The 25,384-nt window shown below is 69.6% G+C and carries 27 protein-coding genes; 10 read left to right on the top strand and 17 right to left on the bottom strand.

Annotated features, from left to right (window positions below):
• Positions 1-93 precede the first annotated feature (93 nt).
• The gene (locus VFZ09_RS48710) at positions 94-903 is read left to right on the top strand and encodes a hypothetical protein (RefSeq protein ID WP_329734706.1); all 810 of its coding nucleotides are present in this window, start codon (positions 94-96) and stop codon (positions 901-903) included.
• A gap of 225 nt (positions 904-1,128) precedes the next feature.
• A complete protein-coding gene (locus tag VFZ09_RS48705) occupies positions 1,129-2,334 on the top strand; it encodes a glycosyltransferase family 4 protein (RefSeq protein ID WP_329734705.1) in 1,206 nt (401 codons plus the stop codon).
• A gap of 18 nt (positions 2,335-2,352) precedes the next feature.
• Here the strand turns inward: VFZ09_RS48705 and VFZ09_RS48700 are convergent, their stop codons facing one another.
• From VFZ09_RS48700 to VFZ09_RS48690, 3 genes are all read right to left on the bottom strand, one after another.
• Positions 2,353-2,910, bottom strand: a complete 558-nt coding sequence (locus VFZ09_RS48700) for a Uma2 family endonuclease (RefSeq protein ID WP_329734704.1) — start codon at positions 2,908-2,910, stop codon at positions 2,353-2,355.
• Positions 2,911-3,102: 192 nt separating this feature from the next.
• Complete coding sequence (locus tag VFZ09_RS48695) at positions 3,103-3,855, bottom strand: hypothetical protein (protein ID WP_329734703.1); 753 nt, start codon at positions 3,853-3,855, stop codon at positions 3,103-3,105.
• 125 nt (positions 3,856-3,980) lie between these two features.
• Positions 3,981-5,129 (bottom strand): Gfo/Idh/MocA family oxidoreductase, encoded by a 1,149-nt coding sequence (locus tag VFZ09_RS48690; protein ID WP_329734702.1) that lies wholly within the window; start codon positions 5,127-5,129, stop codon positions 3,981-3,983.
• Positions 5,130-5,287: 158 nt separating this feature from the next.
• Here VFZ09_RS48690 and VFZ09_RS48685 point away from each other — a divergent pair, with 158 nt between their 5' ends.
• A complete protein-coding gene (locus VFZ09_RS48685; RefSeq protein WP_329734701.1) occupies positions 5,288-6,667 on the top strand; it encodes a sensor histidine kinase in 1,380 nt (459 codons plus the stop codon).
• Here the strand turns inward: VFZ09_RS48685 and VFZ09_RS48680 are convergent.
• The 7 genes from VFZ09_RS48680 to VFZ09_RS48650 form a co-directional block, all read right to left on the bottom strand.
• Positions 6,664-7,125: a hypothetical protein gene (locus VFZ09_RS48680; protein WP_329734700.1), complete on the bottom strand. Its 462-nt coding sequence runs from the start codon at positions 7,123-7,125 to the stop codon at positions 6,664-6,666. The genes VFZ09_RS48685 and VFZ09_RS48680 overlap by 4 nt on opposite strands.
• Positions 7,126-7,274: 149 nt before the next feature.
• Complete coding sequence (locus tag VFZ09_RS48675) at positions 7,275-7,997, bottom strand: hypothetical protein (RefSeq protein WP_329734699.1); 723 nt, start codon at positions 7,995-7,997, stop codon at positions 7,275-7,277.
• Positions 7,994-9,346: a HAMP domain-containing sensor histidine kinase gene (locus VFZ09_RS48670; protein ID WP_329734698.1), complete on the bottom strand. Its 1,353-nt coding sequence runs from the start codon at positions 9,344-9,346 to the stop codon at positions 7,994-7,996. Before VFZ09_RS48670 ends, VFZ09_RS48675 begins: the two co-directional genes overlap by 4 nt.
• Positions 9,343-9,657: a hypothetical protein gene (locus VFZ09_RS48665; protein WP_329734697.1), complete on the bottom strand. Its 315-nt coding sequence runs from the start codon at positions 9,655-9,657 to the stop codon at positions 9,343-9,345. The genes VFZ09_RS48670 and VFZ09_RS48665 overlap by 4 nt, the downstream gene beginning before the upstream one ends.
• 77 nt (positions 9,658-9,734) lie before the next feature.
• Positions 9,735-10,097 carry a hypothetical protein gene (locus tag VFZ09_RS48660; RefSeq protein WP_329734696.1) on the bottom strand — a complete coding sequence of 121 codons (363 nt, stop codon included), beginning with the start codon at positions 10,095-10,097 and terminating at the stop codon, positions 9,735-9,737.
• Positions 10,094-10,975: a hypothetical protein gene (locus VFZ09_RS48655; protein ID WP_329734695.1), complete on the bottom strand. Its 882-nt coding sequence runs from the start codon at positions 10,973-10,975 to the stop codon at positions 10,094-10,096. Before VFZ09_RS48655 ends, VFZ09_RS48660 begins: the two co-directional genes overlap by 4 nt.
• Positions 10,976-11,123: 148 nt before the next feature.
• Positions 11,124-11,684 carry a Uma2 family endonuclease gene (locus VFZ09_RS48650; RefSeq protein ID WP_329734694.1) on the bottom strand — a complete coding sequence of 187 codons (561 nt, stop codon included), beginning with the start codon at positions 11,682-11,684 and terminating at the stop codon, positions 11,124-11,126.
• 180 nt (positions 11,685-11,864) lie between these two features.
• Between VFZ09_RS48650 and VFZ09_RS48645 the strand changes: the two genes are divergently transcribed.
• The gene (locus VFZ09_RS48645) at positions 11,865-12,767 is read left to right on the top strand and encodes a halocarboxylic acid dehydrogenase DehI family protein (RefSeq protein ID WP_329734693.1); all 903 of its coding nucleotides are present in this window, start codon (positions 11,865-11,867) and stop codon (positions 12,765-12,767) included.
• On the top strand, positions 12,764-13,636 hold the full coding sequence (locus tag VFZ09_RS48640) for an alpha/beta hydrolase (protein ID WP_329734692.1): 873 nt from the start codon (positions 12,764-12,766) through the stop codon (positions 13,634-13,636). The genes VFZ09_RS48645 and VFZ09_RS48640 overlap by 4 nt, the downstream gene beginning before the upstream one ends.
• A gap of 244 nt (positions 13,637-13,880) precedes the next feature.
• Here the strand turns inward: VFZ09_RS48640 and VFZ09_RS48635 are convergent, their stop codons facing one another.
• The 4 genes from VFZ09_RS48635 to VFZ09_RS48620 form a co-directional block, all read right to left on the bottom strand.
• Positions 13,881-14,594 (bottom strand): SAM-dependent methyltransferase, encoded by a 714-nt coding sequence (locus VFZ09_RS48635; RefSeq protein ID WP_329734691.1) that lies wholly within the window; start codon positions 14,592-14,594, stop codon positions 13,881-13,883.
• Positions 14,595-14,611: 17 nt separating this feature from the next.
• Positions 14,612-15,373, bottom strand: a complete 762-nt coding sequence (locus VFZ09_RS48630) for an SDR family oxidoreductase (protein ID WP_329734690.1) — start codon at positions 15,371-15,373, stop codon at positions 14,612-14,614.
• A 79-nt stretch (positions 15,374-15,452) separates the two neighbouring features.
• Complete coding sequence (locus tag VFZ09_RS48625) at positions 15,453-16,310, bottom strand: nucleotidyl transferase AbiEii/AbiGii toxin family protein (RefSeq protein WP_329734689.1); 858 nt, start codon at positions 16,308-16,310, stop codon at positions 15,453-15,455.
• Positions 16,300-17,325, bottom strand: coding sequence for a helix-turn-helix domain-containing protein (locus VFZ09_RS48620; RefSeq protein ID WP_329734740.1), 1,026 nt, complete (start codon positions 17,323-17,325; stop codon positions 16,300-16,302). Before VFZ09_RS48620 ends, VFZ09_RS48625 begins: the two co-directional genes overlap by 11 nt.
• A 255-nt stretch (positions 17,326-17,580) precedes the next feature.
• Between VFZ09_RS48620 and VFZ09_RS48615 the strand changes: the two genes are divergently transcribed.
• On the top strand, positions 17,581-18,906 hold the full coding sequence (locus VFZ09_RS48615; protein ID WP_329734688.1) for a DUF4032 domain-containing protein: 1,326 nt from the start codon (positions 17,581-17,583) through the stop codon (positions 18,904-18,906).
• A gap of 130 nt (positions 18,907-19,036) precedes the next feature.
• Here VFZ09_RS48615 and VFZ09_RS48610 read toward each other — a convergent pair whose 3' ends face one another.
• Complete coding sequence (locus VFZ09_RS48610; protein WP_329734687.1) at positions 19,037-21,421, bottom strand: isoamylase; 2,385 nt, start codon at positions 21,419-21,421, stop codon at positions 19,037-19,039.
• Positions 21,422-21,750: 329 nt separating this feature from the next.
• On the opposite strand from VFZ09_RS48610, the gene VFZ09_RS48605 reads away from it, so the two are divergent.
• Together VFZ09_RS48605 and VFZ09_RS48600 are read left to right on the top strand one after the other, a co-directional pair.
• The gene (locus VFZ09_RS48605; protein WP_329734686.1) at positions 21,751-22,539 is read left to right on the top strand and encodes an alpha/beta hydrolase; all 789 of its coding nucleotides are present in this window, start codon (positions 21,751-21,753) and stop codon (positions 22,537-22,539) included.
• Between the two features lie 12 nt (positions 22,540-22,551).
• Entirely contained in the window at positions 22,552-22,968 is a 417-nt protein-coding gene (locus VFZ09_RS48600; protein WP_329734685.1) for a hypothetical protein, read from the top strand.
• Between the two features lie 16 nt (positions 22,969-22,984).
• On the opposite strand, the gene VFZ09_RS48595 is transcribed toward VFZ09_RS48600, so the two are convergent.
• Both VFZ09_RS48595 and VFZ09_RS48590 read right to left on the bottom strand, forming a co-directional pair.
• The gene (locus tag VFZ09_RS48595; protein ID WP_329734684.1) at positions 22,985-23,692 is read right to left on the bottom strand and encodes a molybdopterin-dependent oxidoreductase; all 708 of its coding nucleotides are present in this window, start codon (positions 23,690-23,692) and stop codon (positions 22,985-22,987) included.
• Positions 23,685-24,335, bottom strand: coding sequence for a cytochrome b/b6 domain-containing protein (locus VFZ09_RS48590; protein ID WP_329734683.1), 651 nt, complete (start codon positions 24,333-24,335; stop codon positions 23,685-23,687). Before VFZ09_RS48590 ends, VFZ09_RS48595 begins: the two co-directional genes overlap by 8 nt.
• Here VFZ09_RS48590 and VFZ09_RS48585 point away from each other — a divergent pair.
• Together VFZ09_RS48585 and VFZ09_RS48580 are read left to right on the top strand one after the other, a co-directional pair.
• Positions 24,327-24,962, top strand: coding sequence for a helix-turn-helix transcriptional regulator (locus VFZ09_RS48585; RefSeq protein WP_329734682.1), 636 nt, complete (start codon positions 24,327-24,329; stop codon positions 24,960-24,962). The genes VFZ09_RS48590 and VFZ09_RS48585 overlap by 9 nt on opposite strands.
• Positions 24,963-24,972: 10 nt before the next feature.
• Entirely contained in the window at positions 24,973-25,380 is a 408-nt protein-coding gene (locus tag VFZ09_RS48580; RefSeq protein ID WP_329734681.1) for a hypothetical protein, read from the top strand.
• The last annotated feature ends 4 nt before the right edge of the window (positions 25,381-25,384 follow it).

The raw sequence follows: 25,384 nt of genomic DNA, 5'->3' as shown, positions 1-25,384 counted from the left end.
ATGTCAGGTTGACGTCGATGCGTAGAGTCCAGCGGCTGGACGGGCGACGGGCTGGGCCTGCAGGTGTAGAAGCGGGCGGGAGGAGACTCTCGCATGACGGACGCGGAGCGCGGCAAGGATGGGAGGCTGGGCCCTTATCGGCTCGGCAGGCGGCACGGGAGCAAGGGCTCGGAGGAGGACCTGGGCCGGCTCTACGAGGCGCACAACGTGCATACGGACAAGCCAGCGCTGGTGCTGGTGCCGGGCCCGGGCGAGTGTGGTGAGTCCGAGGAGGACTGGTCGGTGCGCGTCACGACCCGGGACCGGCCGCCCTACGTGGCACTGGAGGTGGAACAGGCGCCGGCCACGGGCGGGCTGGCGGGACTGGCGGGGCTCTTCGAGATGCTCACCCGCCTGATGGAGCGGGTGGAGTGGAGCGACGAAGCTCGCAGACACCTGACGCATCCGCCAGAGGGGCGGCTGAAGCGGTGGACCTCGGGTGCTCGCCGGGTGCTGGAGAAGGGGGCGGATTACAGCATCGAACTGCTCGTCGTGGCCCTGGTGCTGCTGATGATCGCGGTGCACGTGCAGGCCTACTTCGACAACCAGCGGAGCGAGCAGCACGAGGCCGGTGGGGTTGCCGTGCAGGTGGTGGAGGGGGGCCGCGCGCCCACGCTGGTGGACACGGGTGAGGATAGCCCGGCTGGCATCACCTATCCCCTCCCATCGAAGCCCTTCAGCGATCAGGCGAAGGCGCCGTGCCTGCCGAAAAAGGGGGAGGTGGAGATCAACGGCGGCTGTTGGAAGACCCTTGAGAAACGCCCGCCCTGTTATGAGGATGATGCCGAATACCAAGGCAAGTGCTACGCGCCGGTCTCGGCGCGCTCGCGGAAACCGCGTGAGCCGCAATCCATCCAACCGTGAGTTACAGCCCGCTCGAGCCGCATGAGAGACGCCTCCGTGTGCTCTCACGCGGTGGGAAACGCTTTCTCATGCATGCAATAGCAGACGTCCGTGGAGTCCATGCGCGACACTGCTGTCTGCCTGGAAACCTTCACGCTCACTCCGTCCTGGCGGGCAGGAGGCAGTAGGAACAGGGAGCACTACATCCCTCCTCGTCGCGCTCCGCGATCCTCAGAGGAGGCCGATGTGGATGCTCCTGGCCAGTCCGAATGCGTCTCCCGGTTGCGATTGCTCGTCGGGGTGCATGAAGGCGGGTTCAACGGCATCGACACGTACTCGGAGCAGGTCGCGGCCAGCGCCGTGGCGGCCGGGCACGAGGTGACACTGGCGGCCACGACGTCCGCAGCCTCCCGTCTCCGCTCGTGCCTCGGACTGGCCGGGGTTCGCATCCTGGAGCTCGACATCGCTCCTCCCGGCCGGGTGGCCCGTCTGGCGGCGCGCTTCTGGCCCCGCCTCGAGCGGCGCCGGCTGGAGCGCGGGTTGGCCTCGGCACTCGCATGCACCGGGCAGCGCTTCGACGTGGTCCACCTCAACCGCCCGGGTCTGGCTCCGGCCATCCGCCCTTTCGCGCGCCGACTTGTCTCGGCCGCGTGGTTCTACCCCCACGAGCCCGTGCTTCGCGCCGTGGAGACCTGGCGGCATACGCGGGGCGGCAACCTGCTGCGGCGGATGGTGATGACCCTCAAGTCGTTCTCCCACTACCTCGGCGATGTGGAGGGGTACCGCGCCTCGGACTGCGTCGTGGCTCCGACGCCTTCGCTCTCCGCCCAGCTCCGCTCCCAGGGCATCCAGGCCATGCTCTGCCCTCCGCCCGTCCAGGTGGAGCGCCCGAACCTGTCCCCGGCACACGAGGGGCGCGCGGAGGACCTCAAGAGGCTGCTCATCTGCAGTGGAGACCTCTCCCACCCGAGGAAGAACCTCCTCCTCGCCCTGGAGTCCCTGCGCTACCTCGTGCCGCGCGGCTGGCGGCTCCAGTTGGAGGTGATTGGGAAGAACCCGGAGCGGCTCCAGGCGCTGGCGCGCACCCTGCCGGAGGGCATCGACGTGCGCTTCACCGGGCCGCTCCCGGCGGCGCAGGTCCAGGCCCATATGCGCTCGGCGGATGTCTTCCTCTTCCCCAGCCTCTACGAGGAGTGGGGCTACGCCGCCGTGGAGGCGCTCCTGTGCGGCACGCCCGTGGTCACCTTCCCCGTCTATCCCTTCCCCTTCATGCTCGAGGGCGGGCTGGGGGAGATCGCCGGAGACCTGTCCGCGCGAAGCCTCGCCGAGGCCGTGGAGCGGGCCTTCCACCTGAATGACAGGTCCCTGCTCGCCAGGGCCGCCGCGGAGCGATTCGGTGGTTCCGTGGTGGCCCGGAAGCTGACGGAGATCTGGACCGCGCCACAGGCGTGAGGGGCGCACGCCCCCGGGTCATCGCTCCCAGAGCGTGGCGAGCTTCAACGGCAGCACCGCGAAGGGCTCGGCGTGCACGGTGGCCTCGCCGCTCCAGTGGCCCTGCCGGCTCCAGCGCCGCCGCTCCAGCCGGTAGACTTCCAGCGCCTGTTGGAGTGGATCTACCAACCACAGGTGGCTCACGCTTTCGCGGGCATAGGCCTTCATCTTCTTCTCCCGGTCCAGCACCGCCGTGGAGGGCGAGAGCACCTCGCACACCCAGTCGGGGGCCAGGGTGATGGCCGCGGTGTGCGGCATCTGGGGCATTCGTTCCCGGCGCCAGCCCGCCAGGTCTGGGACCAGGGCGTCCTCGCCCAGGTGCAGCTCGGGCTCGTACGCGATGAGCCAGCCTCCAGGTCCTCTCTCTCCGAGGTCGAAGGGTCCTCCCAGAAGCATTCCGAGCCGAGAGGCGGCCCGGAAATGAGGCGAAGCCGGGCGAGGGCTCACGTACAACTCGCCATCGACGATCTCCCCCACGCGGTGGGGGGGAACGCTCTCCAGGTCTTCGTAGGTGGCCTTGCGTCTCGACCCGCTCATGCCCGGAGCATGGGGAGTCGCGGGTGCTTCTTCAAGCTGCGTCCAGGGACTGTCGAGCGAGCCATGACTCATGGACACAGTCTACCCGTGACCTGTGAAGTCAGCAAGCCCAACCCGATGTCAAAGGTCATGTGGACCTGGCTCGTGAGTACGGCGAGCGAGCCGGGAGGCCATCGCCTTCCAGCCTCGGGGCTAGCGGGAGGCCTGGGCCTTGGCGAGCACGAGGTTGGAGTAGCGCGCGGTGATGCGCAGGTGCTTCTTGTAGAAGAGGAAGCCGCCCTCGGCGTCCACGTGGAGGGTGTCGAGCACCTGGCCCACGCCGGGCTGGGCGCGGAAGTCCATGCGCACGTCCACCCGGTCCGCCATGTCCGGCAGCTCCGTGGGACTGTAGACGAGCCGCAGGAGCTGGCCCGAGCTGGGGTCCACCACCGCCTCGCCCTTGTGGACGGAGGGGGCCCGGGTGTCATCGGCGCGGGGCTCGAAGCGCAGCCGCAGCGTGTGGGGCTCGCGGGGGTCCGGGCCCGCCAGCGAGAAGCGGTGCTGCGCCAGGTACGAGGCGGCGAAGGGCAGGTTCACCGAGTTGAACGCCGTGCGCACCTCGCCCTTGCGCTGGCGCTCCTCCAGGTCCTTGCGCAGGGCCTCGGTGGCGTCCTCGCCGTCCTTGCGCGCCTGGAGGACTTCCCGGTGGTGCTGGCCGTCCTTCACCGTGACGCGATCCACCCGCTCCTGGGTGTGCTTCACGTTGCCGTCCCCGTCCAGCTCCTCCACCCGCAGGGTGATGGTCACCTGCTCCACCTTGCCGGCGAGCAGCTCCTCCATGCCCCACGTCGTCTCACCCAGGCGCCGGGCGAGCACCTCGGCCTCCACGGTGGGCGTGGGGCCTCCCTGGGCCGCCACGGGGAGGGAAGAGAGCAGCAGACCCACCAGGGTGAGCGCGCGACACATGCAACAGGGCTCCTGGATGACCCCGCGTGGAAGCGGCGGGGGGCGGGGAAGATGCACCACGCCGCGCTCCAGCGGAAGTGCGGATTCCACGAAAGTTGTTCCGCTTCTCGCGGAACCAACTTCCCTCACCCGCCCATGGGCGGAGAGGCGTTGACGGGCTCGGGCGGATGGGTGGGCGGCTGACGCTGCTCCTGCTCCCCGGTGGGCCGCTGGCGCTTCTCGAAGGGCTCCAGCCGCACCGCGCGTCCCGTCTCCGCGGACTGGTAGAGCGCGCGGATGATGCGCACGTCGGCCAGTCCCTCCCAGCCGCTCGGCTCGACTTCGCGGCCGTTCAGGATGCAGTCGCTGAAGTAGGAGATTTCCGGGCCGATCTGATCGCGCACGGGCAGGGTGCGCTTCTTCTTGCCCTTCGTCTCCAGCTCCAGGGTCATCTTCCCCTGGTAGTCGTAGGCGTTCTCCAGGCGCAGGCTGCCCTTCGTGCCCACGAGCTGGTAGGTGCCCGTGGAGGCGGTGCCGAAGCTCACGTTGAAGGAGGCCAGCCGGTCGTCCGGGAAGCGCAGCACCGCGGACATGGCCTCCTCCGTCTCGGCGAAACGCTCGTCCCTGCCCCGGGCCCGGAAGGCGAACACCTCCTCGGGCTCGGCGCGGAAGAGGTAGCGCGCGGCGTTGACGCAGTAGACGCCGATGTCCCAGAGCACCCCGCCGCCCTTGTCCGCCTCCAGGCGGATGTTGGGCGCTTGAATCTGGAAGCTGAAGGACGAGCTGAAGAGGCGCGGCTCGCCAATCCTCCCCTTGCGCACCGCCTCCATGGCCGCGAGGTGGGTGGACTCGAAGTGCAGCCGGTAGGCCGTCATCAGCTTCACGTCGCTGTCCTCGGCGGCGCGAATCATGTCCAGGCACTGCCGCTCGTCGAGCGCCAGGGGCTTCTCGCACAGCACATGGGCTCCGGTCCGGGCCGCGCGCACCGCGTACTCGGCGTGAAGGGAGTTGGGCAGGGCGATGTAGACGGCATCCACCTCGGGCAGGGCGAGGCACTCCTCGAACTGCTCATAGCCGTAGACGGGGACGCCGTGGCGCTTGCCCAGCACGCGCTGCTTCCTGGGGTCGCCGGAGACGAGCGCCACCAGCCGCGAGTTCTTCTTCGCGTGTTGGAAGGCGGGGAGGATGGCGTCCTGGGCGAAGTGTCCGAGCCCCACCACCACGTAGCCCACCTTGCGCGCCTCCTGACGTTTTCGCCGTGTGTCCCGCGCTCCTGCCTGCTTCCCAGACGCCATGTGCGTGTCCTCCTGGAACCTGTCGGCGGGGCAAGCTCGGCATGGAGGGGGGAGGCGACAACCCACCCGGGGGCGAGTAGGGCTCCCGTGTCGGAGGGCGGACGGGGCGGCCGGGCTGGCATGTCTGCTACAGTGTGGGGGGACCGCTTGGAGGAGGTATGCGTTCACCCGAGAAGGGCCAGGAGCCCGGGACGGCGGCGGGCCGGATACGTGCGCGGTTGGACTGGTTCGTGCTCGGACTGGTGGTGGCCGCCCACGTGATGGCGGTGGTGTCCATCTGGGGCCAGTGGGAGCGCATCGGCATCATCACCGCCATGTTCCTGGGGGTGGCCTGCATCAACTTCGTCATCGCGCGGCGGTTTCCGCCCGAGCGGACGCGGACGGCCGAGGCCCTGCGGATGACGTTCAACCTGCTCGTCTCCATGCCCATCTACGGCCACTTCACCGGGTGGGTGCTTCCGGTGTGGATCCACCTGCCGCTCAACAGCCTGTGGGTGGGGGGGTTCATCGACACGCAGGCGCGGGTGCGGTTGCTGGTGTTGCTCTCGGCGGTGGTGGGCTTCGCGCTGTTCGAGGGGTGTCCGCCGGCCCTGCCGCTCACCTTCTTCGTGCTGTCGGTGGTGCTCGCGGGCATCTCGGAGGCGCGCATCCACCTCAACCAGCTCACCATGAAGGATTTGGAGCAGCGCAACCAGGAGCTGGCCCGGGCGCTGGCGGAGCTGGACCTGGTGCACCGGCGGGCCCGGGAGCAGGAGCGGCTGAGCAGCCTGGGCATGCTGGCGGCGGGCATCGCGCACGAAATCAACAACCCGATGAGTTACGTGAAGAGCAACATCCACACGCTCCATCAGGAGATGAAGGACCAGAAGGAGCTGCCCGGGCCGTTGCGCGAGTACGTGACGGAGGTGTTGCCGCAGACGTTGGATGGCATCAAGCGGGTGTGCTCCATCGTGGCGGACCTGAGGCGCTTCGCGCGGGGAGACCCCGAGGCGCTCGTCGAGTACGACCTGAACGAGGAGGTGCGGGCGGCGCTGCGCATCACCCGGAGCCGGGTGCTGCCGGAGTGCGACGTGGTGATTGAGTTGGGCGAGCTGCTGCCGATGCTGGGGCACCCGCGGCAGATTTCGCAGGTGGTGGTGAACCTGCTCATCAACGCGGCGCAGGCGATGAAGGGGCGGGGCACGGTGTTCGTGTCCACGAGGCCGGACGGCGAGGACGACGTGGTGTTGACGGTGAGGGACACCGGGGTGGGGATGGCGCCGGAGGTGGTGGCCAACCTCTTCCAGCCCTTCTTCACGACGAGGGCGGCGGGAGAGGGGACGGGGATGGGGCTGGCGGTGGTGCACGGCATCATCACGGCGCATGGGGGGCGCATCCGGGTGGAGAGCCAGCCGGGGGAGGGGAGCACCTTCACGGTGCGGTTGCCCCGGGTGCCGCCGATGAAGTTCATCGCCGCGCAGGAGGTGCCCGAGCCGCCGGGCGCCTCGACGATCCACGTGTTCCAGGGGCCGCTCGCGCGCGGGCAGCGCGAGGGCTAGGTGGGGAAGCCGGCCGCGTCCTCTGGAGAGGTGTACTGCTGGGGAGGGACGGGGAGGGGGCGGTGCTTCCAGAGGCGCGCGGCGGCCACGCCCCAGCCGGTGACGAGGAGGCCCTCGGCGACGGCGTCCAGCAGGTACACGGGCGAGATGCGCTGGGGCGAGTAGAGGAGGTCCACGGCCGCGAGCGAGGCGGCGCTGCCGGCGGCGAGGGACATGAGCTCGGGGTGGACGCGGCGGCGCAGGCCGGCGGCCAGCAGGGTGCCGCCGACGACGGCGATGAGCGCGCCCACGGTCTTCACCCACCAGCCCTCGAGCTTGGGGCCGGTGACGGCCTCGAAGCTGCGCAGGTGGACGATGGGCCACAGGCCGGTGGCGAGGTAGAAGACGCCCTGGGTGACGGCCAGTCCCGAGGCCATTGGCTCGGCGTGCTCGGACTCGAGTTGCTCGACTGCCTCCATGTGCTCCTCCGGTGCTCTGAAGGAGGAAGATGGGGATGGCGGGAGACAGACGCTCGCCCGTCCGCTGTGCATCCGAGACAGTGAGCCCTGGAGAGAATGAGCCCTACTCCGTCACTCCTCCCTCGCCCTCGGGGCGAGGGGAAATGGGCTCAAGACGGAAGAAGGCCCTCCACCGTGCGCAGGGCCGCGTCCAGGCTCGCGAGGCCCTCGCGGCGCACGGTGTCCATCGCTTGCCTGGCCCACGCCACCACCTCGTGCCGGTCCTCCTCGGGCATGCCGTGGAAGCGCCAGTCCCCCGAGCGGACGTCCTCGGCCACGTGCGCCGCCACGCCCAGGCTCCTCCCCACCTCCACCGCCCGCCCGGCCCGCGCCGTGCCCTCCCACAGCACCCGCAGGTAGAGCGCCCACTGTTGTCCGGAGATGCCCTCGGCCACCTGTTTGAAGCGCGACGCCGTCCACGCCGCCGTGCGCACCTCGAGCACCTGCAGGCCCGCGGCCGTCACCATGTCCCCGGCGGCCTCGGCCAGCACGGGCGCGGAGAGCTCCGCCCGGGCCAGCGTGGCGAAGCACAGCGACTGCAGGACGAACTGCGCTCCGGGCCCCACCCGCTGGGGCGCCTCCAGGTACGCGCACTCGCCATCCGCCAGGTCATCCGCGAGGTTCGCCGCGCAGGAGCAGAAGAAGAGCCCCGCCGCGCGCCGCAGCAGCACCTCGCGCCCGAGCCCCACCTCGGCCCCCGCCGCGTACAGCAGCGCCAGGGGCCCGGGCCGGCCCGCCTCCATCGCCGCCAGCACCTGCCGCTCGGCCTCTTCCGGGAGCCCGTGCCGGCGCAGCGCGCGCAGGGCCTCCTGGAAGATGGCGCCCGCGCTCATCCCAATTCCCGCGGGAGCAGGATGCGCAGCTGCGCTCCTCCGGTGGGCCGGTTGTGGCGCTCCAGGATGCCGCCACTCGCGCGGATGAGACACTCGGAGGTGTACAGGCCCAGCCCCGTGCCGTTCGGCTTGGTGGTGGACAGCCCCTCGATGGGCGCCTTCAGCCTCTCCGCGGGGAAGCCCGGCCCATCATCGGCGATGAGCAGCTCCAGCCGGCCGCTGTACGGCTCGGAGCGCGCGAGGATGTCCACCTTCGCGGCGCCCTGCTGGCCATTGCCCTCGCACGCGTTGAGCACCAGGTTCTCCACCACCCGGCGCAGCGTGGTGGCGCCCCCGCGCAGCAGCGCGTGCGTGGCCTGGTCCTCCACCTTCACGTGGATGTCCACGTCCGGGAAGCGCCAGCCGAGGCTCGAGCGCACCGACTCCAGCACCGGCACCAGGTGCACGTTCTCCGGCTCGTGGCTCACCGAGCGCCGCCCCTTCTGGCGGATCTCGATGACCATCTCCCGGATGCGCGCCAGGCCCTCGTTGACCTCGCGCACCAGCTCCTCGAACTCGGCGCGCGGCAGGGCGTTGCGCTGCACGCCCATGACCGAGAGCATGTCCGCCGCGGCGCTCACGCTCATCAACGTGTTGTTGATGTCGTGGTTGTACCCGAGAATCTGCACCAGGGCCTGGGACAGTCGGCCCACGTCGCGCTCCTGCTGCTCCAGCATCTGCGCCTGCACGGCGGCGCGCAGCTGCTCGGCCTCGGCGCGGGCCAGGTCGTGCTGCAGGGCGAAGGTGCCCGTGTACAGCTCGAGGAGCACGGCCAGCGGCCCCATGACGGCGAAGAGGGCCACGTGCTGCTCGGTGCGCGACAGCAGCGCCGCCAGCCCCAGCGCCACCGCCGAGCCCAGCGCGAGGAAGGGCTGCGAGGGCGCCACGCGGTGGAGCCGGCCGTGGTAGCCGGTGGTGAAGAGCAGCACCGCGCCGAACACCATGGCCCCCGGCATCTTCGCCAGGGCCATCAGCGCGGCCAGGTAGAACTGCAGGGCGCCCGTCCCCGCCACCAGGTACAGCCAGCCCCACCACTCCAGGCGCTGGCGGCCCCGGTGCAGCAGCGCGAAGACGATGCCCAGCACCAGACTCGGTGCCAGGCACGCCAGCGCCTTGGCGAAGGGCAGGTCGAAGAAGCTCTGGGCCCCGGGAGCCCACACCGCGAGCGCCAGCACCGCTGGGATGACCAGGGCGGAGCTCAACCACGCCTGCAGCGACGAGGCGGCCAGCACCTCCTGGGGGTCCTGCGAGCGCACCCAGCGCTTGAAGGAGTCGTGGACGAGTCGGCGCCAGCGGGGCAGAGGGCTCATAAGGTCGCGGTCAGATAGAAGCCCGCCGCCTTGTTGATGGCGTTGGCTTCCCGGCCCACCTGTTCCACGCGGCGCTTGAGCTCATGGAAGATGTCCGGGTTGCCCCGGTGCACCACCTTCACCTCCACCGTGCCGCCGGCCAGCACCTGGTGGATGGCCTCGAGGATGGGCATCACCTCGGGGCTGATCTCCAACGCGCCGTCGGGTCCTTCCACGGCGCCGAGCTCCTGGATGCGCATCAAGTACTCGCTGAGCGACGAAGCCACGTTCAATCCCACCACACGGGGCCCACGGATGTCGTTGTAGCTCATGACAGCATTGCCTCCGCCGGCCCAGGGAGCCGGACTGTTGTCTGTTTGATTCGGGGGGTCGTCGTCGGGGGGGAGGGTCATGAGCGTGTCGGTTGAGGGGTGGACAGCAGGGCCTCCAGCTCGCGGCGGCCGAAGGGCTTGGGCAGGAACCATTGGAGGCCGGGCTGCTCGATGAAGTCGGGAGGGCAGTGCGTGCCGGAGATGAGGACGCGGCGCGCCTGGGGGACCTGGGCCGCGGCCCAGCGCAGGAAGCCGGTGCCCGTCTCGCCCGCGTCCAGGTGCTGCGCGGCGAGGATGATGTCCACGGCCGGCTCCGCCTCGAGGGTGGCGCGGGCCTGGGCGGCGGAGGTGGGCCGGAGCACGTCATGGCCGAGCACCCGCAGGGTGCGCTCCAGTCCGCGGGACACCCGGTCATCCCCGTCCAGGACGAGCACCTTCATGGGGGCGTCTCCCGCTGGGAGGAGGAGGCGTCGAACCAGTTGGTGGGGGGCGCCAGGTAGAGGCCGCCGCTCACGGCCCGGGCGTAGCGGAGCAGGGCGTCCGGAGTCTGGCCGCCCACGCCGAGCAGCGCGTCCAGCGAGCGCTCGTAGTACTGCGGATCCGCCGAGGCGGAGACGAAGGCGAGGCCCTCCTCGCCCGTGTGGCGGAAGGGGAAGCCGCGGCGGATGAGGAGCTGATTCTCCCCGGCGCCGGAGGCGCGCGCGCGGTGGAGGTGGGCCTCGGCGGGAGCGTCCGGGACGAGCTCTCCGTCGGGGGTGCGGCCCACCACGCGCTCCCGGGCCTGGGGCTTGAGGCGGCCGAAGCGCTCCAGGTCCTGCAGGAAGCGCAGGTAGAGCAGCCAGGAAGCGCCGGCCAGGGGCCCCGAGGGCACGAGGGCAGCGCGGCGCACCTGCTCGCGGGTGGGGCGCAGCAGACCGTCGCGGAAACCGAAGGCGTCACGGCCCTCGCCGATGCGGCCGCCGAGCACCTCTTCTTCCAGGTACAGCACCGCCTGGGAGAGGGCGAGCACGCGGCGCAGGGCCCACAGCAGCAGCTCGCGGCCGTTGGCGCTCACCTGGACGAGCACGTGGGACTGGGTGGAGGGGAAGCGCGCGGTGGGGCCCTCGCGGGGCAGGAGCGCGGAGGCGGCGGGAGCGCCGGGGAGCAGCGAGGGTTGGAGGCCGAGCACCGTGTGCAGACCCCCGGCGGCGCTCAGCTCGGTGTAGAGCGCGCGGACCGTCTCCCGCAGCTGCGGGAGGGCCTCGTTGCGGCTGAGCCGGAGAACGGCAATGGCACTGAACGCGCCAGGCGCGTGAAAGAGCCCTTCTTGTGGCCGCATCTCTGTATCCCCCCACCCTCGCACCGATGCTCCGGCACGGAGGGTTGTGTGCGCGGAGGATTGGAGGCCGCCGCGCATGGACAAGGAGAACCCATGGGGTCGCGTGATGTCAAAGGGGGGGTGGAAGGAATGTCATCTCCGCGTCGTCTCACTTCCTCCAAAGGACGGATAGCTCCCATTCGAGTGCCTCGAAGGGCTCGGCGCGAACGCGGGCGGGGCCCGAGTGGGGCGTCATCGGGAGGTAGTGGGTTCCCGCTAGCCGGAACACCTCCAGCGTGCGTGTGTCCGGGTCCACCCACCACACATGCCGCACGCCCTCGCGCGCGTACACCGGCAGCTTCGCCTTGCGGTCCAGCACCCACGTGGAGGGAGAGAGCACCTCGCATACCCAATCTGGAGCGAGCGTGACGGCCGCCGTGTCTGGAATCTGGGGCATCCGTTCATGCCGCCAGCCCGCGATGTCTGGCACCAGAACGTCCTCTCCCAGGTGCAGCTCGGGCTCGAAGAACAGTCGCCAACCTCCAGGCCCGTTCCGCCCTCTATGGAAGGGTCCGAACAGCTCACCCACCAGCTCTGCTTTGGCCATTGCATACAGAGGCGCGGGCCGGGGACTGACATACAGTTCTCCATGAATGAGCTCTCCGACGACGTGCGCCGGGAGCGCCTCCAGGTCCGCGTAGCTCGCCTTGCGCTGTTGGCTTCCGCTCATGTCCGGAGTCTATGTCCTACTTTTGAAATAGGGTAGCCTTACCCCTCGGGACAGGTCATCCGGGTTTCCAGGAGCCGGGCCCCTACCCATCGTCCGCCCCTTCGTGGGGCAACCATGCGGACGTGCTCGGCTGCCGGCTCTGGAAGCACCGTCCATCTTCCGACCGGAGGAGGCGCGTCCATGGCGAGTCCCGGGCAGGTGAGCGAGCACGAGGCGCAAGGCGAGGTGGAGCGGGTCCTCCACGAGATGAGACAGACGCTGCGGGTGACGGGGCTGGATGTGACGGTGCGCACGTGGGCGGGCTTCGAGCGCTTCCTGGTGGCGATGTGGGAGGCGATGGGGCCGAACACGGAGACGCGGGCGTTCGAGTCGGCGGCGGACGAGGTGAGGGCGCGGGCGGTGGAGGCCGCCGAGCGTCTGGGCCGTCTGGGCGCGTGGGAGGCGGCGATGCTGGGCGAGAGCCAGCGCTACCACGTGCGAGGGGCGCTGGAGCTGTACCACTACCTCAACCCGAAGATGCTGGTGTTCACCTCGGCGGTGAAGCTGGCCCTGCAGGACGAGCGCGTGGGGACGCTCCAGCCGCTGGGGAGCGCGGAGCGGGTGGCGCGGGGGGCTCCGGCGCGGATGATGGCCATGGAGACGGTGGAGGAGCGGCCGGACGATGCGCGGCTGCGCGGACTCTTCGAGGACATCGAGGAGACGGTGGGGCCGCCCGCGTTGCCGGGAGAGTTCCGGGGCCTGGCGCTGTGGCCCGGATACCTGGAAGCGGCGTGGGAGCGGCTGAAGCCGCGGATGAGGACGGAGGAGTGGGCGCGAGCCTGTGACGCGCTGTTGGAGACGTCGCGGCGGCTGGCGAGGCAACTGCCCTACGAGGTGGCGCTGTCGAAGGAGCGGCTGGAGGTGCTGCGCGAGGACGCGGAGCTCATCCAGCGGGTGACGGTGCAGAGCGAGTGGCGGCTGCCGGTGCTGGTGCTCGGGATGGCGACGCTGGTGGGCGACGTGAGCGACCTCGAGCGGCGGTTGCCCTTCCCGGGGGAGGCGCGGCTGGTGCCGGACTTCGTGGTGGGGGAGGAGCTGCGATGAACTGGCGCGAGTACCAGGCGGAGCAGCGGGTGGTGGAGCTGGGCCACCGCTTCATCAGCTACGTGGACGCGGGGCGGGGCGAGCCGCTGGTGCTGCTGCATGGCATTCCCACGTGGGGCTTCCTGTGGAGCGGGCTGCTGCCGGCGCTGTCGCTGACGCACCGGGTGCTGATTCCGGACCTGCTGGGGTACGGGTACTCGGACCGGCGCGAGGGCTTCGACCGCTCCATCGCGCGGCAGGCCGAGGCGCTGGATGCGTGGATGGACCGGCTGGGCGTGCGGGACGCGGTGGTGGTGGGGCACGACATCGGCGGAGGCATCGCGCAACACCTGGCCATCCGCTTCCCGCGGCGCGTGTCCCGGCTGTGCCTGATGAACAGCATCTGCTTCGACTCGTGGCCCATCGAGATGATGGTGCAGCTGGGACACCCGGCGGTGGTGAAGCGGCTGTCGGCGCGGGCGCTGCAACGGATGTTGAGGCTGGCGCTGAAGCGGACGGGCTTCGCCACGGCTCCGCCGGACGGAGTGTTGGACGGGCTGCTGGCGCCGTACGCGACGGAGGTGGGAAAGACATCCCTGGTGCGCGACGCGGCGGCGCTGGACACCAACCAGACGCAGGAGCTGGTGCCGAGGCTGCCGCACATGGGCGTGCCCACGCGAATCATCTGGGGCGTGGAGGACACCTTCCAGCCGGTGAAGTGGGGCGAGCGGCTCGCGTGGGAGATTCCGGGCGCGAGGCTCGTGCGGGTGGAGCACGCGAGGCATTTCCTCATGTGGGATCAGCCGCACGCGGTGATGACGGCGCTCTACGGATTCCTGGGGGTGGAGGAGCGGCCCCGGCTGGAGGGCCTTCAGGGCTCGTCGAGCTGAGCGTAGGCGGCCGCGTCCAGCCAAGGGAGCTTGCAGCCCTGCTCCGAGAGTTCCAGGGGGAAAGAAAGAGAAGACCATCCTGGCGAAGGAGACGGAGGAACGGAGGCGTCAGTTCGCCGTCGATGTCGCCCACGTCAGCAGGCTCAAGATGTCGCATGGTGCGGCGAACAAGCAGGCTGCCATCCAGGATGAACAAGCTGCCGGGCCGAGGGCTCCCGACCTCCGCGCTGGGATGAGCCCCGGCTCATTCGTCCCCGTCACCACCCTCGGGCTCCGGACCTTCCGAGGGCTCCGAGTCTCCAATCGGCATCTGGAGCGCCCGTGCCTTCTTCGCGCGTTTGCGGCTGAGCTCGACGCCCACGGCATCGAGTCCCAGCCAGTTGGCCACCGCGAGCACGGAGCCATGGCCGCAGAAGGGGTCCACGATGGTGCGCGTGGGCGTGTTCTCCAGCACGTACCGGCAGGCCACGAGGCACGCCTGCACGCCCATGCCCCGGGTCCAGGTGACTTCGCCCGCCTGGGGGAGCACATCGGCGGTGGACTTCGAGAGGTCCGCGTGGAGTCCTCGCGAGAAGCACAGCATGTGCGAGTACGCGGGCCTCCCGAAGGTGGTGCTCCCGGGCGGAGTGCGGCAGACGACCTTGTGCCAGAGCAGCGAGTGCCCCAGCTGCTCGGCGGCCTTCTGCACGAGGTATCCCTTGTCGACCCAGGTCCCGTCCTTCTTGATGTCGGTCTGGTAGAAGATGGTGACGCCGTCGTCGGGGCAGCGCGAGAGCACGAGCGACGCGGTGCGGACGAACCACTCCTTCCACTCGGCGAGCGACAGGGAAGGGAACTCGGACACGTCGGGCATCGAGGTGATGAGCGAGCACCCGGCGAGCACGCCCTGGCCCTCCAGCCACGCCAGGGCATCCGCGCAGTGGACCGTCCTCTTTCCCTGTGAAGGTGCCTGCTCCACGCGATGGCTCCCGGAGCTCAGCGGCGCTTGATGTTGAAGGGGCCGAAGCCCTGGTCGGCGGGCATGACCTCGACGACGTTGATGTTCACGCGCGCGGGGCGGGTGACGGCCCAGAGCATGATGTCGGCGATGTCGCCCGCGGTGAGGGCCTCCATACCCTCGTAGGTCTTGCGGGCGCGCTGGGCATCGCCCTTGAAGCGCACGAGCGAGAAGTCGGTCTCGACCATGCCGGGCTGGATGTCGGTGACGCGCACGCGGGTGCCCACGAGGTCGGCCTTCAGGTTCTCGGAGAACTGGTGCACGAAGGCCTTGGTGGCGCCGTAGACGTTGCCACCGGGGTAGGGGTAGGTGGCGGCCACCGAGCCGAGGTTCACCACGTGCCCGCGGTTGCGCTTCACCATGCCGGGCAGCAGGGCGCGCGTCACGTAGACGACCCCCTTGCAGTTGGTGTCGATCATCGTCTCCCAGTCATCGAGCGACGCCTCGTGGGCGGGCTCGAGGCCGAGGCCGAGGCCGGCGTTGTTGACGAGGATGTCCACGTCGGAGAACCCGGCGGGGAGCGAGGAGAGCGAGGCCTCGACATCCTGGCGCGAGCGGACGTCGAGGACGAGGGGGTGGGCGGGGTTGGGGAGCTTCGCCGCGAGGGCCTCGAGCCGGTCACCGCGGCGGCCCGCGAGCACGAGCCTGGCGCCCGCCTGGGAGAGGGCGATCGCGCAGGCCTCGCCGATTCCCGCGCTGGCGCCGGTGACGAGAGCCGTCCATCCTTGAAGGGTTTGCATGGGGCGCGGATTCTAATGGGCCGCCGGAGGAGTGCACGCCACGTTCCATCATGTTTCATGATGGAGGGCAGCGCGTCCGCTACGGCCTGCTCAGTTGCTCGAGAAGGAGCTTGATGGCGCCGACGGCACGGCGAGCGAGTTGGTCGGGGTCTACTCCCCCTCCACCCATGAAACGTGCGTACTTCCTTGCCCCAGCGGAATCGAGGTTCTCGAACTCCCGCTTCAGGGTGACCAGGGCCGCCTGGAAGATGGGATCGTTGAAGACGACACTCGCGCGGATGTCGGGAGCCAACGCGGCCTGACCTCCCGGCCAGGACTCCACGAGCCAGATGATGTCGTAGGCGTCCTTGTTCTTGTTGCGCCGCTGGAGCGCATCGGCCTTCGTGGCCAGATAGGCTGCGGGTCCGGCCACATTCAGCGGCTGGTGTGTCTTTCCTCCTCCTCCCGGCAGGAGGACCTCGACCACCACTTCCCGGAAGTCCTTGTCGACCAGTCCTCCGGTCGCGAGGACCATCGCCGACAGTCTTCCACCCACGACCCCGCCGGGACGATGCAGCTGCCCAGGTTTGCGTTCCGGAACTGGGGGACAGAAGAACTCGACGGTCAGCGGCAGGGCGACGCCTCCTTGCCAGCGCCAGCTCTCACCGTTCAGCATCTTGAAGCTCGCGCCTTTGAGGCACGTCTCCAGGCGCTCGTAGTTGCCGACTTCGCCTTCGATGAGCGCCACGCGCAGGCAGAGGTCGAGGTCCTGGGTGCCGATATGCGGCTCGAAGCCGGGCTCGAGCGTTGGCACGAGCAGGGAGGGGGCGAGTCCTCCCACGATGACGACATGTGCTCCCGCGAAGCTGAACGCGCGCACGACGCGTGCGGCCTCTCCCAGCAGCTGCGATAGGACCGCCGGGTTGTATTCGTCGAGATGACCCCCCTCAATAGCCAAGCACCACCTCACGGAATTGCCGGGCGATGTCGTCGCCGCGGCGTTCGGAGCGCGCGTCCAGATAGATGCGAATCGCGGGCGCCACCTGGATGCCGTTCTTCGTTTCCGTACGCCAGCAACCCACCTTGCCGGTGTCATGCAGCAAGGCGAGGTTCGCGCCACGATCGGTGATTTCCGCTCCGAGCTCCTGGGCGGCCTGCTCCAGGCGGATCTCCGGGGAGATGCGGACGAGGGATATCGGAACGTGGGTCGGGCCCACCCCGTACAAGCTCGTCGCGGCGGCTCCCGTGAGCGCGTGCGGGATTCCCGCTTGTGTGAGCCTCGTGCTCATCCGCGACCAGAGTTCCTCGGGCCGGCGCGCGTAGAGTGCCACATCGAGTGAAGGCTCCCAGCGGGTGGCGCTGGGTTGTTGCTCGAGCCAGTCGAGGAGCTCCGTCCGCTCCCTCACGACACGCCGCTTGGCGGGCCCCTTGCCGAAGGCGCGCACCAATCCCAGCTGCTCGAGCTGCTCGAGCAACTTGTGCGCCTGCCCCAGGGAGACGGCTGACAGCTGCGCGAGTTGGGAGACGGAAATGGGCTCCTGCTGTTCCAGCAGCACCTGGAGGGCTCTGACCCCATGGACGCCCACTCCGCTCTTCCCGCGCTTCTTGACGAGCGGCGCCGGGGGTTCATCCAGGTGGACGAGCACTCCTGTTGCCACCAGATGGCAATGGCCCTTGGAGTCCAGGTAGCTGGCATTCCGCTCGGCGAGCGACCGCCGGATGGTTTGACTGAGCAACGGGCTCGCGATGACCGGGATGCCGTGCGTTGCCTCATCCGCTTCCCACGCGCGCACGCTGTGCAGCAGAAAGTCGATGTGCTCCACGCGGAATGACGCTGGAACGTCCACGAATCGAAGGCGGATGACGCGGCCACCCAGCTTCAACACCGCCTTGTCAGAGCTCCGGACATGAAGCCAGGGCTGGGGCTGTAGCCAGCGGGCAAGTCGGGTGGGAAGGTGGATCTCAGCGGTCATCTTCACTCAGGAGCCTCCTTCGGTGAGAAGTGAAAATCAAGCCCAGGTGAAAAAGGGGCCCCGTCGGATTCTCTACCTCATGTCCTGAGGAGGTCTCGTGAGTTCAATGGTTTGAGAGATCCATTTTCACCAGGGAGGTTTTTTCACTCGAAGAGGAAGATGCTCCCTGGGTGAAAGCCTGAAAAGCCCTCGTTGTCCTCCTCTGCATCCATGGTGTCCCCCTCCGGCTGGCGCGCTGGCGCTAGGATTGCCGGCATGACGCCACTTCGCGGGCTCAACGCGCTGCACCTGCACCAGGGCCACCCGGACTTCCTGGACCTGCCGTGGCACCTGCCCCTGGAGGAGTGGCGCCCGGAGGTGTGCTCCCGGCTCGTCGAGGTCCCCCGTGGCCTCTCCCGGCACACGGTCGTCTTCGTCAGCTACGGCGCTCACATCTACGCGCTCAAGGAGCTGCCCGTGTCCGTGGGACAGCGCGAGTACGACGTGCTGCGCGGACTCGAGGAGCGCCACCTGCCCGCGGTGATGGTGGTGGGACTCGCCCGGGTGCGCGCCCTGGGCGAGCCCGGTGACGAGGTGGCCGTCCTCCTCACGCAATACCTGCCCTCGTCGCTGCCCTACCGCGTGCTCTTCATGAACAAGGGCCTGGAGCGCTACCGCGAGCGCCTGCTGGACTCCATGGCCAGCCTGCTCGTGCGGCTGCACCTCGGTGGCTTCTTCTGGGGCGACTGCTCCCTGTCCAACGTCCTCTTCCGCCGCGACGCGGGCGAGCTCCAGGCCTACGCGGTGGACGCGGAGACCTCGGAGCTGCACCCCAAGCTCTCCGACGGCCAGCGCGAGTTGGACCTGCTCATCATGGAGGAGAACATCACCGGAGGGCTCGCGGACCTCGCGGCGATGGTGGAGCTGCCCGCGACGCTCGACGTCTACGAGACGGCCCCGAGCATCCGCCAGCGCTACGAGCGGTTGTGGGCGGAGATCAACAAGGAGCTCACCATCACCCCCGGCGAGAGCTACCGCATCCACGAGCGGATCCGCGCGCTCAACGAGCTGGGCTTCTCGGTGGGCGAGGTGGACCTGGTGGCCAGCGGCGACGGCAGCCAGCTGCGCATGCGGACCATCGTGACGGACCGCGAGTACCACCGGCACCAGCTCCACAATCTGACGGGGCTGGTGGCCGAGGAGCGGCAGGCGGCGTTGCTGCTCAACGAAATCCGCGAGCTGAAGGCCACGCTCACCCGCGAGGTGAACCGGAGCGTGCCCCTGAGCGTGGCGGCGTTCCGCTGGCTCGACGAGCGCTTCCGGCCGACGTTGGGCCAGCTGGAGCGGGAGCTCGGGCCGGCGGCGGACGAGGCCGAGCTCTACTGCCAGGTGCTGGAGCACAAGTGGTTCCTGTCCGAGCGGGCGAAGCGGGACGTGGGCCTGGAGGTGGCGGTGAAGGGGTACGTGGCGCTGCGCCGCGAGCAGCCCGCCCTCGCGCTCCTGCGCTCCGCGAGCGCCCCGTTGCCCGTCGTGGAGGCCAGCGCCGAGGCGTCCCCGTCCGCCGCGCCGGAGGCTCCCACGGCCCTGTCGGCACGGGACTGAGCCCTCGCGGAAAACCCAGACCTCCGCCGCTGGCCGCCATGCCGTTTCGCGGGGTCCTGGCTGGAAACACCACGGGGCGCGGCCCCGGAAGGCACCGCGCCCCGCGAATGAACGGCCCCGCGTCAGCGGACTACTTCGCGATCAGCAGCAGCATGCCGCGGCCGCACACGCCGTAGCTGTAGCCCTCGCCGCCGATGAGCGTCTCGGAGCCGGGGCTGTTCACCTGGTTGGCGCCCTCGGCCCAGGGGCAGGTGTCCGTCACCCGGTACCACTGCTTGCCCGTGCCCGGCCACGGCAGCGAGAAGTTCACCGTGCCGCTCCAGCCGTTGTAGGCCACGTAGATGGCGCTCGCCGAGTCACCCAGCTCGCTGCCGTCGATGCGGTAGGCCAGCGCGTGGTTGCCACCGTTGCCCATGTACGTCGAGTCGGCCACGGCGCCGTTCGGCTGGAACCAGCGCATCTGCTCCATCACGTTGCCGTTGTTGTCCACGCTGCTGAAGAAGTTGGCCGGACGCAGCGCCGGGTGCGCCTTGCGGAAGGCGATGAGGCGCTGGGCGAACGTCTTGAAGTTCGCCTGGTCCGTGTTCAGCGTGTAGTTGAGCCAGTTGGCGCTCGAGTCCAGGTTGTACACGTTGTTGTTGCAGTACTGCGTGCGCAGGAACTCGTCGCCGCCGTTGAACATGGGCGTGCCGGCGCTCAGCATCAGGAAGGCGAAGCCGTTGCGCGCCGCCTTGCGCTGGTCGGCGAGCACTCCGCCCTGATCCCAGCTGTGGTTGTTGTCCTCGCCACCGTCGGACGGGCCGTACGGCCACGGCTGCAGGTTGTTCTTGCTGTTGCAGGCATACAGGTCCTTCAACGTCATGCCGTCGTGGGCCACCATGAAGTTGATGGAGTTGTACGGCTTGCGGCCGTCATCCCCGTACAGGTCCGAGGAGCCCGCGAAGCGCGAGGCCAGCTGTCCCGGCGTCACCGTCTCCAGGCCCATCTGGTTCTGGTCCTTGCGCAGGGTGTCGCGGTAGATGCCGTTCCACTCGGACCAGCCGCTGGGGAAGTTGCCCACCTGGTAGCTGTTGCCGCCAATGGCCCACGGCTCGGCGATGAGGTCCGCCCCGGTGCCGCCCGCCGCCGGGCGCGGAGCCAGGTCCCGCCAGATGCGGTTGAGCGCCGTGCCGCTGTTCAGCTTGTCGTAGTTGAAGCACCCGTGCTGGCACGTGTTGCCCAGCACCGAGGCCAGGTCGAAGCGGAACCCGTCCACGCCCAGCTCGTCCTTCCAGTACTTGAGCGAGTGGACGATGAGGTCCTGCGCCACCGGGTTGAACGTATTGAAGTTGCCGCCCACGCCCGTGTTGTCCCAGCTGTTCTGGAAGTCGCTGGTGAGGCTGTAGTACGTGGGGTTGTCCAGGCCACGGAAGGTGAAGACGTTGTACGTCGTCTTGTCCGTGGAGCTCCACGCGCCGCCCTCGCCGGTGTGGTTGTAGACCACGTCGATGAAGACCTTGATGCCCTGGTCATGGAAGGCCTTCACCATGGCCTTGAACTCGCGCGTGGGGCCGCCCGCGCTCTTGTCGCAGGCGTAGCGGCGGTCCGGCGCGAAGTAGTTGAGGGTCATGTACCCCCAGTAGTTGTCGCCCGTGGTGGTGGTGGGATTGACGTCGTTGGCGTCGTTGTCCGTCTCCTGCAGCGGGAGGAACTCGACGGCGGTGACGCCGAGCGCCGCCAGGGACGCGGCCTTCTGCGCCGCGCCCGCGTAGGTGCCGCGGCACGAGGTGATGCTCAAGTCGCCCTGGGTGAGGCCGCGCACGTGCACCTCGTAGATGACGTCATCCTTCAGGGCGCGCGTGGGCTTGGTGCCGTAGCTGGTGGTGTCCGGTGCCAGCACCACGCCCTTGGGCGCCACGGCGCCGCTGTCCTTGAGCCGGTGCGTGGCTCCCGTGGCGTACAGGGTGCCGTCGGTGTTGTTGGGGTTGATGGGATCGTGGCTCATCTCCAGCGCGTAGGGATCCACCAGGAGCTTGTTGGGATTGAAGCGGTTGCCCTGTGCGTCCACGTCGGAGACGAAGCCCAGGCTGGAGCCCTTGGTCCAGCTGCTGTTGTACGTCCAGTTGGGGCCCCAGGCGCGGTAGCCGTAGTACACCGGGCCGGTGACGCCGTAGGTGTTCTGCAGCGTGGCCACGGAGACGGTGGTGGACCACACGTGGGTGGTCGTGTTCTTCGTCAGCACGTACTTCGCCACCTCCTGCGCGCCGTTGGGCGTCTTGTAGATGTAGACCTCGATGCGGGTGGCGCGCGACGAGTAGACGTTGAAGGTGATGTTGCTCTTCGTCGCGTCGTACTGGGCGCCCAGCGTCCAGGAGATGGCGGCCTGACGCGCATCACCCACTGCCTCCGGAGTGCCCTCGACGGAGACGACCTCGGCCTCGGTGGCCGGGCCGCAGGACAGCAGGGGTGTGGTGACGAGGCCCGCGGTGAGCAGGGCCGCCCTCCAGGGGCGGAACTTTCCGATGACAGACTTCATGGAGTGACTCCCAGCGCGGTTAGGGGGAACGGCCGAGGAGGCGGGCCCGCGCCTACCCGCCTATCCTACCTTCCAGCACCTTCCCCTCCTGGGAGTCAATCCGGGGTGCTCCCGACTCACCCTCCCTCCTACGTTCTGCCCGGTGATGAGCACGGGGGGCGGGTGGAAGCCGCGGGGTCATGCCGCGGCGTGTCAGGCGGGGAGGCGATTTCACGCCCGGGACAGGCTACAGTCGTGTCGGAGAGTTGGCGTAGCATCCGCGCCCTTTCGCTGTCCCTCACCGCGGCCCCCCCCACCGCGGGACACCCCCCTCTGACGGAGAGCCTTCCATGCCCACTGTTGCTTCCAGCGATCAGACGTCCATCCACTACCGCGTCATCGGAGACGGCCCGCGCAACGTGTTGCTCGTCCACGGGTGGATGATGTCGGGCGAGGTGTTCAACGAGCTGGTGGCGCTGATGGACACCCCGGGGCTGCGGCTGGTGATTCCGGACCTGCGGGGCTCGGGTGGCTCCGGGGCGCCCGCGAGCGGCTACACGCTCGAGCAGCACGCGCGCGACGTGCTGGCGGTGGCGGACCACGCGGGCCTGAAGCGCTTCACGGTGGTGGGCCACAGCATGGGCGGCCAGCTGGCCCAGTGGGTGGCGGCGCAGGAGCCCTCGCGCGTGGACGGCGTGGTGCTGCTCAACACGGTGCCCGCCTCGGGCATGCAGCTGCCGCCGGACGCCGCCGGGCTGTTCCGCACCTCGGCCAACGACAGGGAGAAGCAGAAGATCATCCTCGGCCTGGCGTGCAAGCAGCTGTCGCCCGAGGCGCTGGAGCGGCTGCTGAAGGTCGCGGGCGCGGTGGCCAAGGGCTCCATCGAGGGCAGCTTCGATGCATGGACGGGCGGTGGCTTCGTGGAGAAGCTGGCCTCCATCACCGCGCCCACGCTGGTGGTGGCCACGGATGACCCGTTCCTGCCGCCGGCCTTCCTGCGCGAGGCGGTGGTGCGCCCCATCCAGAACGCGCGCCTGGTGTACCTGCCCGGGCCGGGGCACTACCCGCAGGTGGAGCGCCCCGCCGAGACGGCCGCGCTGCTCACCTCCTTCCTCACCGGCCTGGGCCGCGCCGCCTAGGAGGCTCGTGCCATGGCCTGGAGAATGTCCTTCGACTACGACGAGGAGCACGACGTCGTGACGGCGACGTTCGAGGACTGCATCCTCAACAACTCGCTGGACGTGGCGCGCTGGCGCACCGAGGTGGAGGGCCACCTGTCGAAGTACCCCTCGAAGGTGGACCTGCTCATCAACCTGGATGGGCTGGTGGTGAAGTACACGGCGGGCCGCGTCTTCGGGCGCGAGCGCTCCGAGGTGCTGTCGCGCTACACCCAGCGCTCCTTCCGCTACGGCGGCGACGAGATGACGAAGATGTTCGTCAGCACCAGCGGCGTCATCAACGGCGCGGCGGTGAACGTCTACCGCTCGCGCGACGAGGCACTGCGGGCGCTGCTGGCGGACCGGGCCTCGGGTGGGCTTGCCCCGTTATCCGGCAAGAGGGCCATCTGAGCGGCTCGCCGGTGCGTCACACCCCGGCGAACCACTCGTAGCCGCGATCCTCCCAGTAGCCACCCGTGGGCTCTGGGAGGAAGTTCACCGCGGTGAGGTACTTCACCATCTTGTAGCCGAGCTTCACCCCCGAGTAGAGGCGCAGCGGTGCGCCGTGCTCGGGAGGCAGCGGCTCGCCGTTCATCCCGTAGGCCAGAATCGTCTGGGGGTGGAAGGCGCTCGGCCCGTCCCAGGAGGAGTAATAGCCCGCGTCGAAGGAGCGGAACTCCACGAAGCGGGCCCGCGGGTCCGCGCCCACCAGTTTCGCGAGCTCGCTCACCCGCACGCCGTGCCACGAGGCCACCGCGCTCCAGCCCTCCACGCAGTGGTGGCGGATGCGGTAGTCCGTGCGAGGCATCCTCCGCAGCTCCTCCAACGAGAGCACCCCCGGCCGCGCCACCCGTCCGCCCACCTGGAGCGCCCAGCCCGCCGGTGCCAGCGGCACCCGGTCCGAGATGAAGTACTGCGGGAAGGCCCCGGGCCGCGTGAGGGCCTCCGCGGGCTCCTCGGGCGCGAGCTGCTCCGGATCGAAGAGCGCCGACTGGAAGCGCTGGTTGAAGCGCTCCATGGCCCCGAGGAAGCCCTGACGGGGCCGGCTGCTGTCACAGGCGCCCAGGGTCACCGCCGCCGTGCCGAGCAGCCACGCGCGCCGGGTGAGGAGCCGTCTGTCTCGCGTGTCACTCATGGCGCCGGCCTCCCGTCACCATCTCCCCGAGCGTGCGCGGGTGGAGCGCCACCATCACCACGTGCCCCACGGTGAAGAGCGCCAGCAGCGCGAGTATCCCGAGGTGCACCAGCCGCGCCGGGTCGTAGCCTCCGAAGAGGGAGGTGAGCGCGTGCAGTTGCACGGGCTTGTAGAGCACGAGCCCGGAGAGCACCTCGAGGATGGCCAGCATCAGCACGCCCGTGTACGCGAAGCGCTGCAGGCCGTTGTAGGGCTCCTGCCGTGGGGCCTCCTTGCGCAGCCGGAGGTAGTACGCGGCCGTGTGCAGCGCGTCGCGAGCGTCGCGGCGGGGAAGGAAGAGGCGCCGCCGCCACTCGCCGCTGCCCACCAGCCAGGCCACGTAGAAGACGCCATTGAGGACGAAGAACCAGCCGAAGGCGAAGTGCCAGTGCCGCCCCCCCGCGAGCCACGCGCCCAGCCGGGCCCACTCGGGAGGCGGTGTGCCCTGGAAGGGGTACACGCCGTAGGGCGCTCCCTGCGGACCCATCATCGGGTAGGCGGTGAGAATCTGCAGGCCGCTCATCGCCAGGAGGGCGAGCAGCGGCACGTTGGCCCAGTGCGCGAGGCGGACGGGCCCGGGCTGCGGACGTCGGGCATGGGGCATGGTGCGGTTCCCCCCGGGGAGTGGCGGACCGTGAGCCGCCGTGCGCCCGGAGCGGAGCACGCGCGCCACTTCCACGCAGGTGCCCTCCGGGGCAGGCGCACGGTTCCGGACGCCAGGACCCCGGACTCCGTCTCGCAACCGACACCGCGCGAGACCCTACTTGGGGCGGCGGGAATGAAACAAGTGACCGCCAAAATAGGATATGGGGTTGACTTGACGTCGCTGGTAGATAGGGTTGTGGCCACCATGCCAGGTCATGTGCCTCCCGAGGTCCGCAAACGATTGGCCGAACCCCTTCGGAACACCCTCCGCACCGTGAGGCAGTTGGTGGAGCTCTCGCAGGCGGACATGGCCCAGCGCATCGGCATGCCCGAGCAGGCCTATGGCCGCTTCGAGCGCGACAGCTCGAGCCTCGTGCCGAGTGCCTCGACGCTGCGGCGCATGTACCGGGTGCTGGAGAGCTCCGTGGACGAGCTGCTCGGCCCCGAGTGTGGGGAGGACGCCTCGGAGCCGGCGGCGAAGCCTTCCGGTGCGAGCCGTTCCCGGCAGCCCGCGTCCCGGCGCTCGCGCTCCCACTCGCGCACGGGGCGGGCCCGGCGTCTGGCGCTCCGGGTGGACGTGGAGTGAGATGGGCCGCATGAGCCAGCCGCTCCCGGCACGGCGTTTCCTCTACTGTCTGCTCCAGGGAGATGCCTTCTCTCCATCGCTCGCCCAGGAGCGCACGGGGCTGCTGCTGGTGGATGCGAACGAGCCCGGCGAGGTGGCCCCCTCGGGCCGCTACGAGGGCAGGGCCCTGCCGTACGGGAGCGCCATGCTGGTGCTGTTCGACGAGGACCTGGAGCCCGGAGTCTCCGCCCTGGAGCCCCTGCGCGCGTTGAAGGCACGGCTGCCGGAGCTGCGGAGCCTGGGGGCCACCGAGGTCTCGCTCTACCTGGTCGTCGCCTACGAGCGGCAGTGCGACTTCGTGCTCGCCCCCGAGGAGCTGGCGGAGCTCGCCGCGCTCGGACTGCCGCTGGCGGTGTCCTGCCACCCCGCGGCGGGTTGAGCCC

The organism is Archangium sp. (assembly GCF_036277355.1).
Taxonomy (GTDB): domain Bacteria; phylum Myxococcota; class Myxococcia; order Myxococcales; family Myxococcaceae; genus Archangium.
Note: the sequence above shows the minus strand (reverse complement) of the source record. Positions and strands in the feature narration are given on the sequence as shown.

Bases quoted from the DNA above. Each gene is read 5' to 3' on its own strand.
- VFZ09_RS48695 (WP_329734703.1), bottom strand. From the start codon at position 3,855: ATGTGTCGCGCGCTCACCCTGGTGGGTCTGCTGCTCTCTTCCCTCCCC.
- VFZ09_RS48640 (WP_329734692.1), top strand. From the start codon at position 12,764: ATGAACTGGCGCGAGTACCAGGCGGAGCAGCGGGTGGTGGAGCTGGGC.
- VFZ09_RS48685 (WP_329734701.1), top strand. From the start codon at position 5,288: ATGCGTTCACCCGAGAAGGGCCAGGAGCCCGGGACGGCGGCGGGCCGG.
- VFZ09_RS48665 (WP_329734697.1), bottom strand. From the start codon at position 9,657: ATGAGCTACAACGACATCCGTGGGCCCCGTGTGGTGGGATTGAACGTG.
- VFZ09_RS48585 (WP_329734682.1), top strand. From the start codon at position 24,327: ATGGGGCATGGTGCGGTTCCCCCCGGGGAGTGGCGGACCGTGAGCCGC.
- VFZ09_RS48700 (WP_329734704.1), bottom strand. From the start codon at position 2,910: ATGAGCGGGTCGAGACGCAAGGCCACCTACGAAGACCTGGAGAGCGTT.
- VFZ09_RS48630 (WP_329734690.1), bottom strand. From the start codon at position 15,373: ATGCAAACCCTTCAAGGATGGACGGCTCTCGTCACCGGCGCCAGCGCG.
- VFZ09_RS48600 (WP_329734685.1), top strand. From the start codon at position 22,552: ATGGCCTGGAGAATGTCCTTCGACTACGACGAGGAGCACGACGTCGTG.
- VFZ09_RS48675 (WP_329734699.1), bottom strand. From the start codon at position 7,997: ATGAGCGCGGGCGCCATCTTCCAGGAGGCCCTGCGCGCGCTGCGCCGG.
- VFZ09_RS48655 (WP_329734695.1), bottom strand. From the start codon at position 10,975: ATGCGGCCACAAGAAGGGCTCTTTCACGCGCCTGGCGCGTTCAGTGCC.
- VFZ09_RS48670 (WP_329734698.1), bottom strand. From the start codon at position 9,346: ATGAGCCCTCTGCCCCGCTGGCGCCGACTCGTCCACGACTCCTTCAAG.
- VFZ09_RS48680 (WP_329734700.1), bottom strand. From the start codon at position 7,125: ATGGAGGCAGTCGAGCAACTCGAGTCCGAGCACGCCGAGCCAATGGCC.
- VFZ09_RS48650 (WP_329734694.1), bottom strand. From the start codon at position 11,684: ATGAGCGGAAGCCAACAGCGCAAGGCGAGCTACGCGGACCTGGAGGCG.
- VFZ09_RS48615 (WP_329734688.1), top strand. From the start codon at position 17,581: ATGACGCCACTTCGCGGGCTCAACGCGCTGCACCTGCACCAGGGCCAC.
- VFZ09_RS48595 (WP_329734684.1), bottom strand. From the start codon at position 23,692: ATGAGTGACACGCGAGACAGACGGCTCCTCACCCGGCGCGCGTGGCTG.
- VFZ09_RS48620 (WP_329734740.1), bottom strand. From the start codon at position 17,325: ATGACCGCTGAGATCCACCTTCCCACCCGACTTGCCCGCTGGCTACAG.
- VFZ09_RS48645 (WP_329734693.1), top strand. From the start codon at position 11,865: ATGGCGAGTCCCGGGCAGGTGAGCGAGCACGAGGCGCAAGGCGAGGTG.
- VFZ09_RS48605 (WP_329734686.1), top strand. From the start codon at position 21,751: ATGCCCACTGTTGCTTCCAGCGATCAGACGTCCATCCACTACCGCGTC.
- VFZ09_RS48690 (WP_329734702.1), bottom strand. From the start codon at position 5,129: ATGGCGTCTGGGAAGCAGGCAGGAGCGCGGGACACACGGCGAAAACGT.
- VFZ09_RS48710 (WP_329734706.1), top strand. From the start codon at position 94: ATGACGGACGCGGAGCGCGGCAAGGATGGGAGGCTGGGCCCTTATCGG.
- VFZ09_RS48590 (WP_329734683.1), bottom strand. From the start codon at position 24,335: ATGCCCCATGCCCGACGTCCGCAGCCCGGGCCCGTCCGCCTCGCGCAC.
- VFZ09_RS48610 (WP_329734687.1), bottom strand. From the start codon at position 21,421: ATGAAGTCTGTCATCGGAAAGTTCCGCCCCTGGAGGGCGGCCCTGCTC.
- VFZ09_RS48660 (WP_329734696.1), bottom strand. From the start codon at position 10,097: ATGAAGGTGCTCGTCCTGGACGGGGATGACCGGGTGTCCCGCGGACTG.
- VFZ09_RS48580 (WP_329734681.1), top strand. From the start codon at position 24,973: ATGAGCCAGCCGCTCCCGGCACGGCGTTTCCTCTACTGTCTGCTCCAG.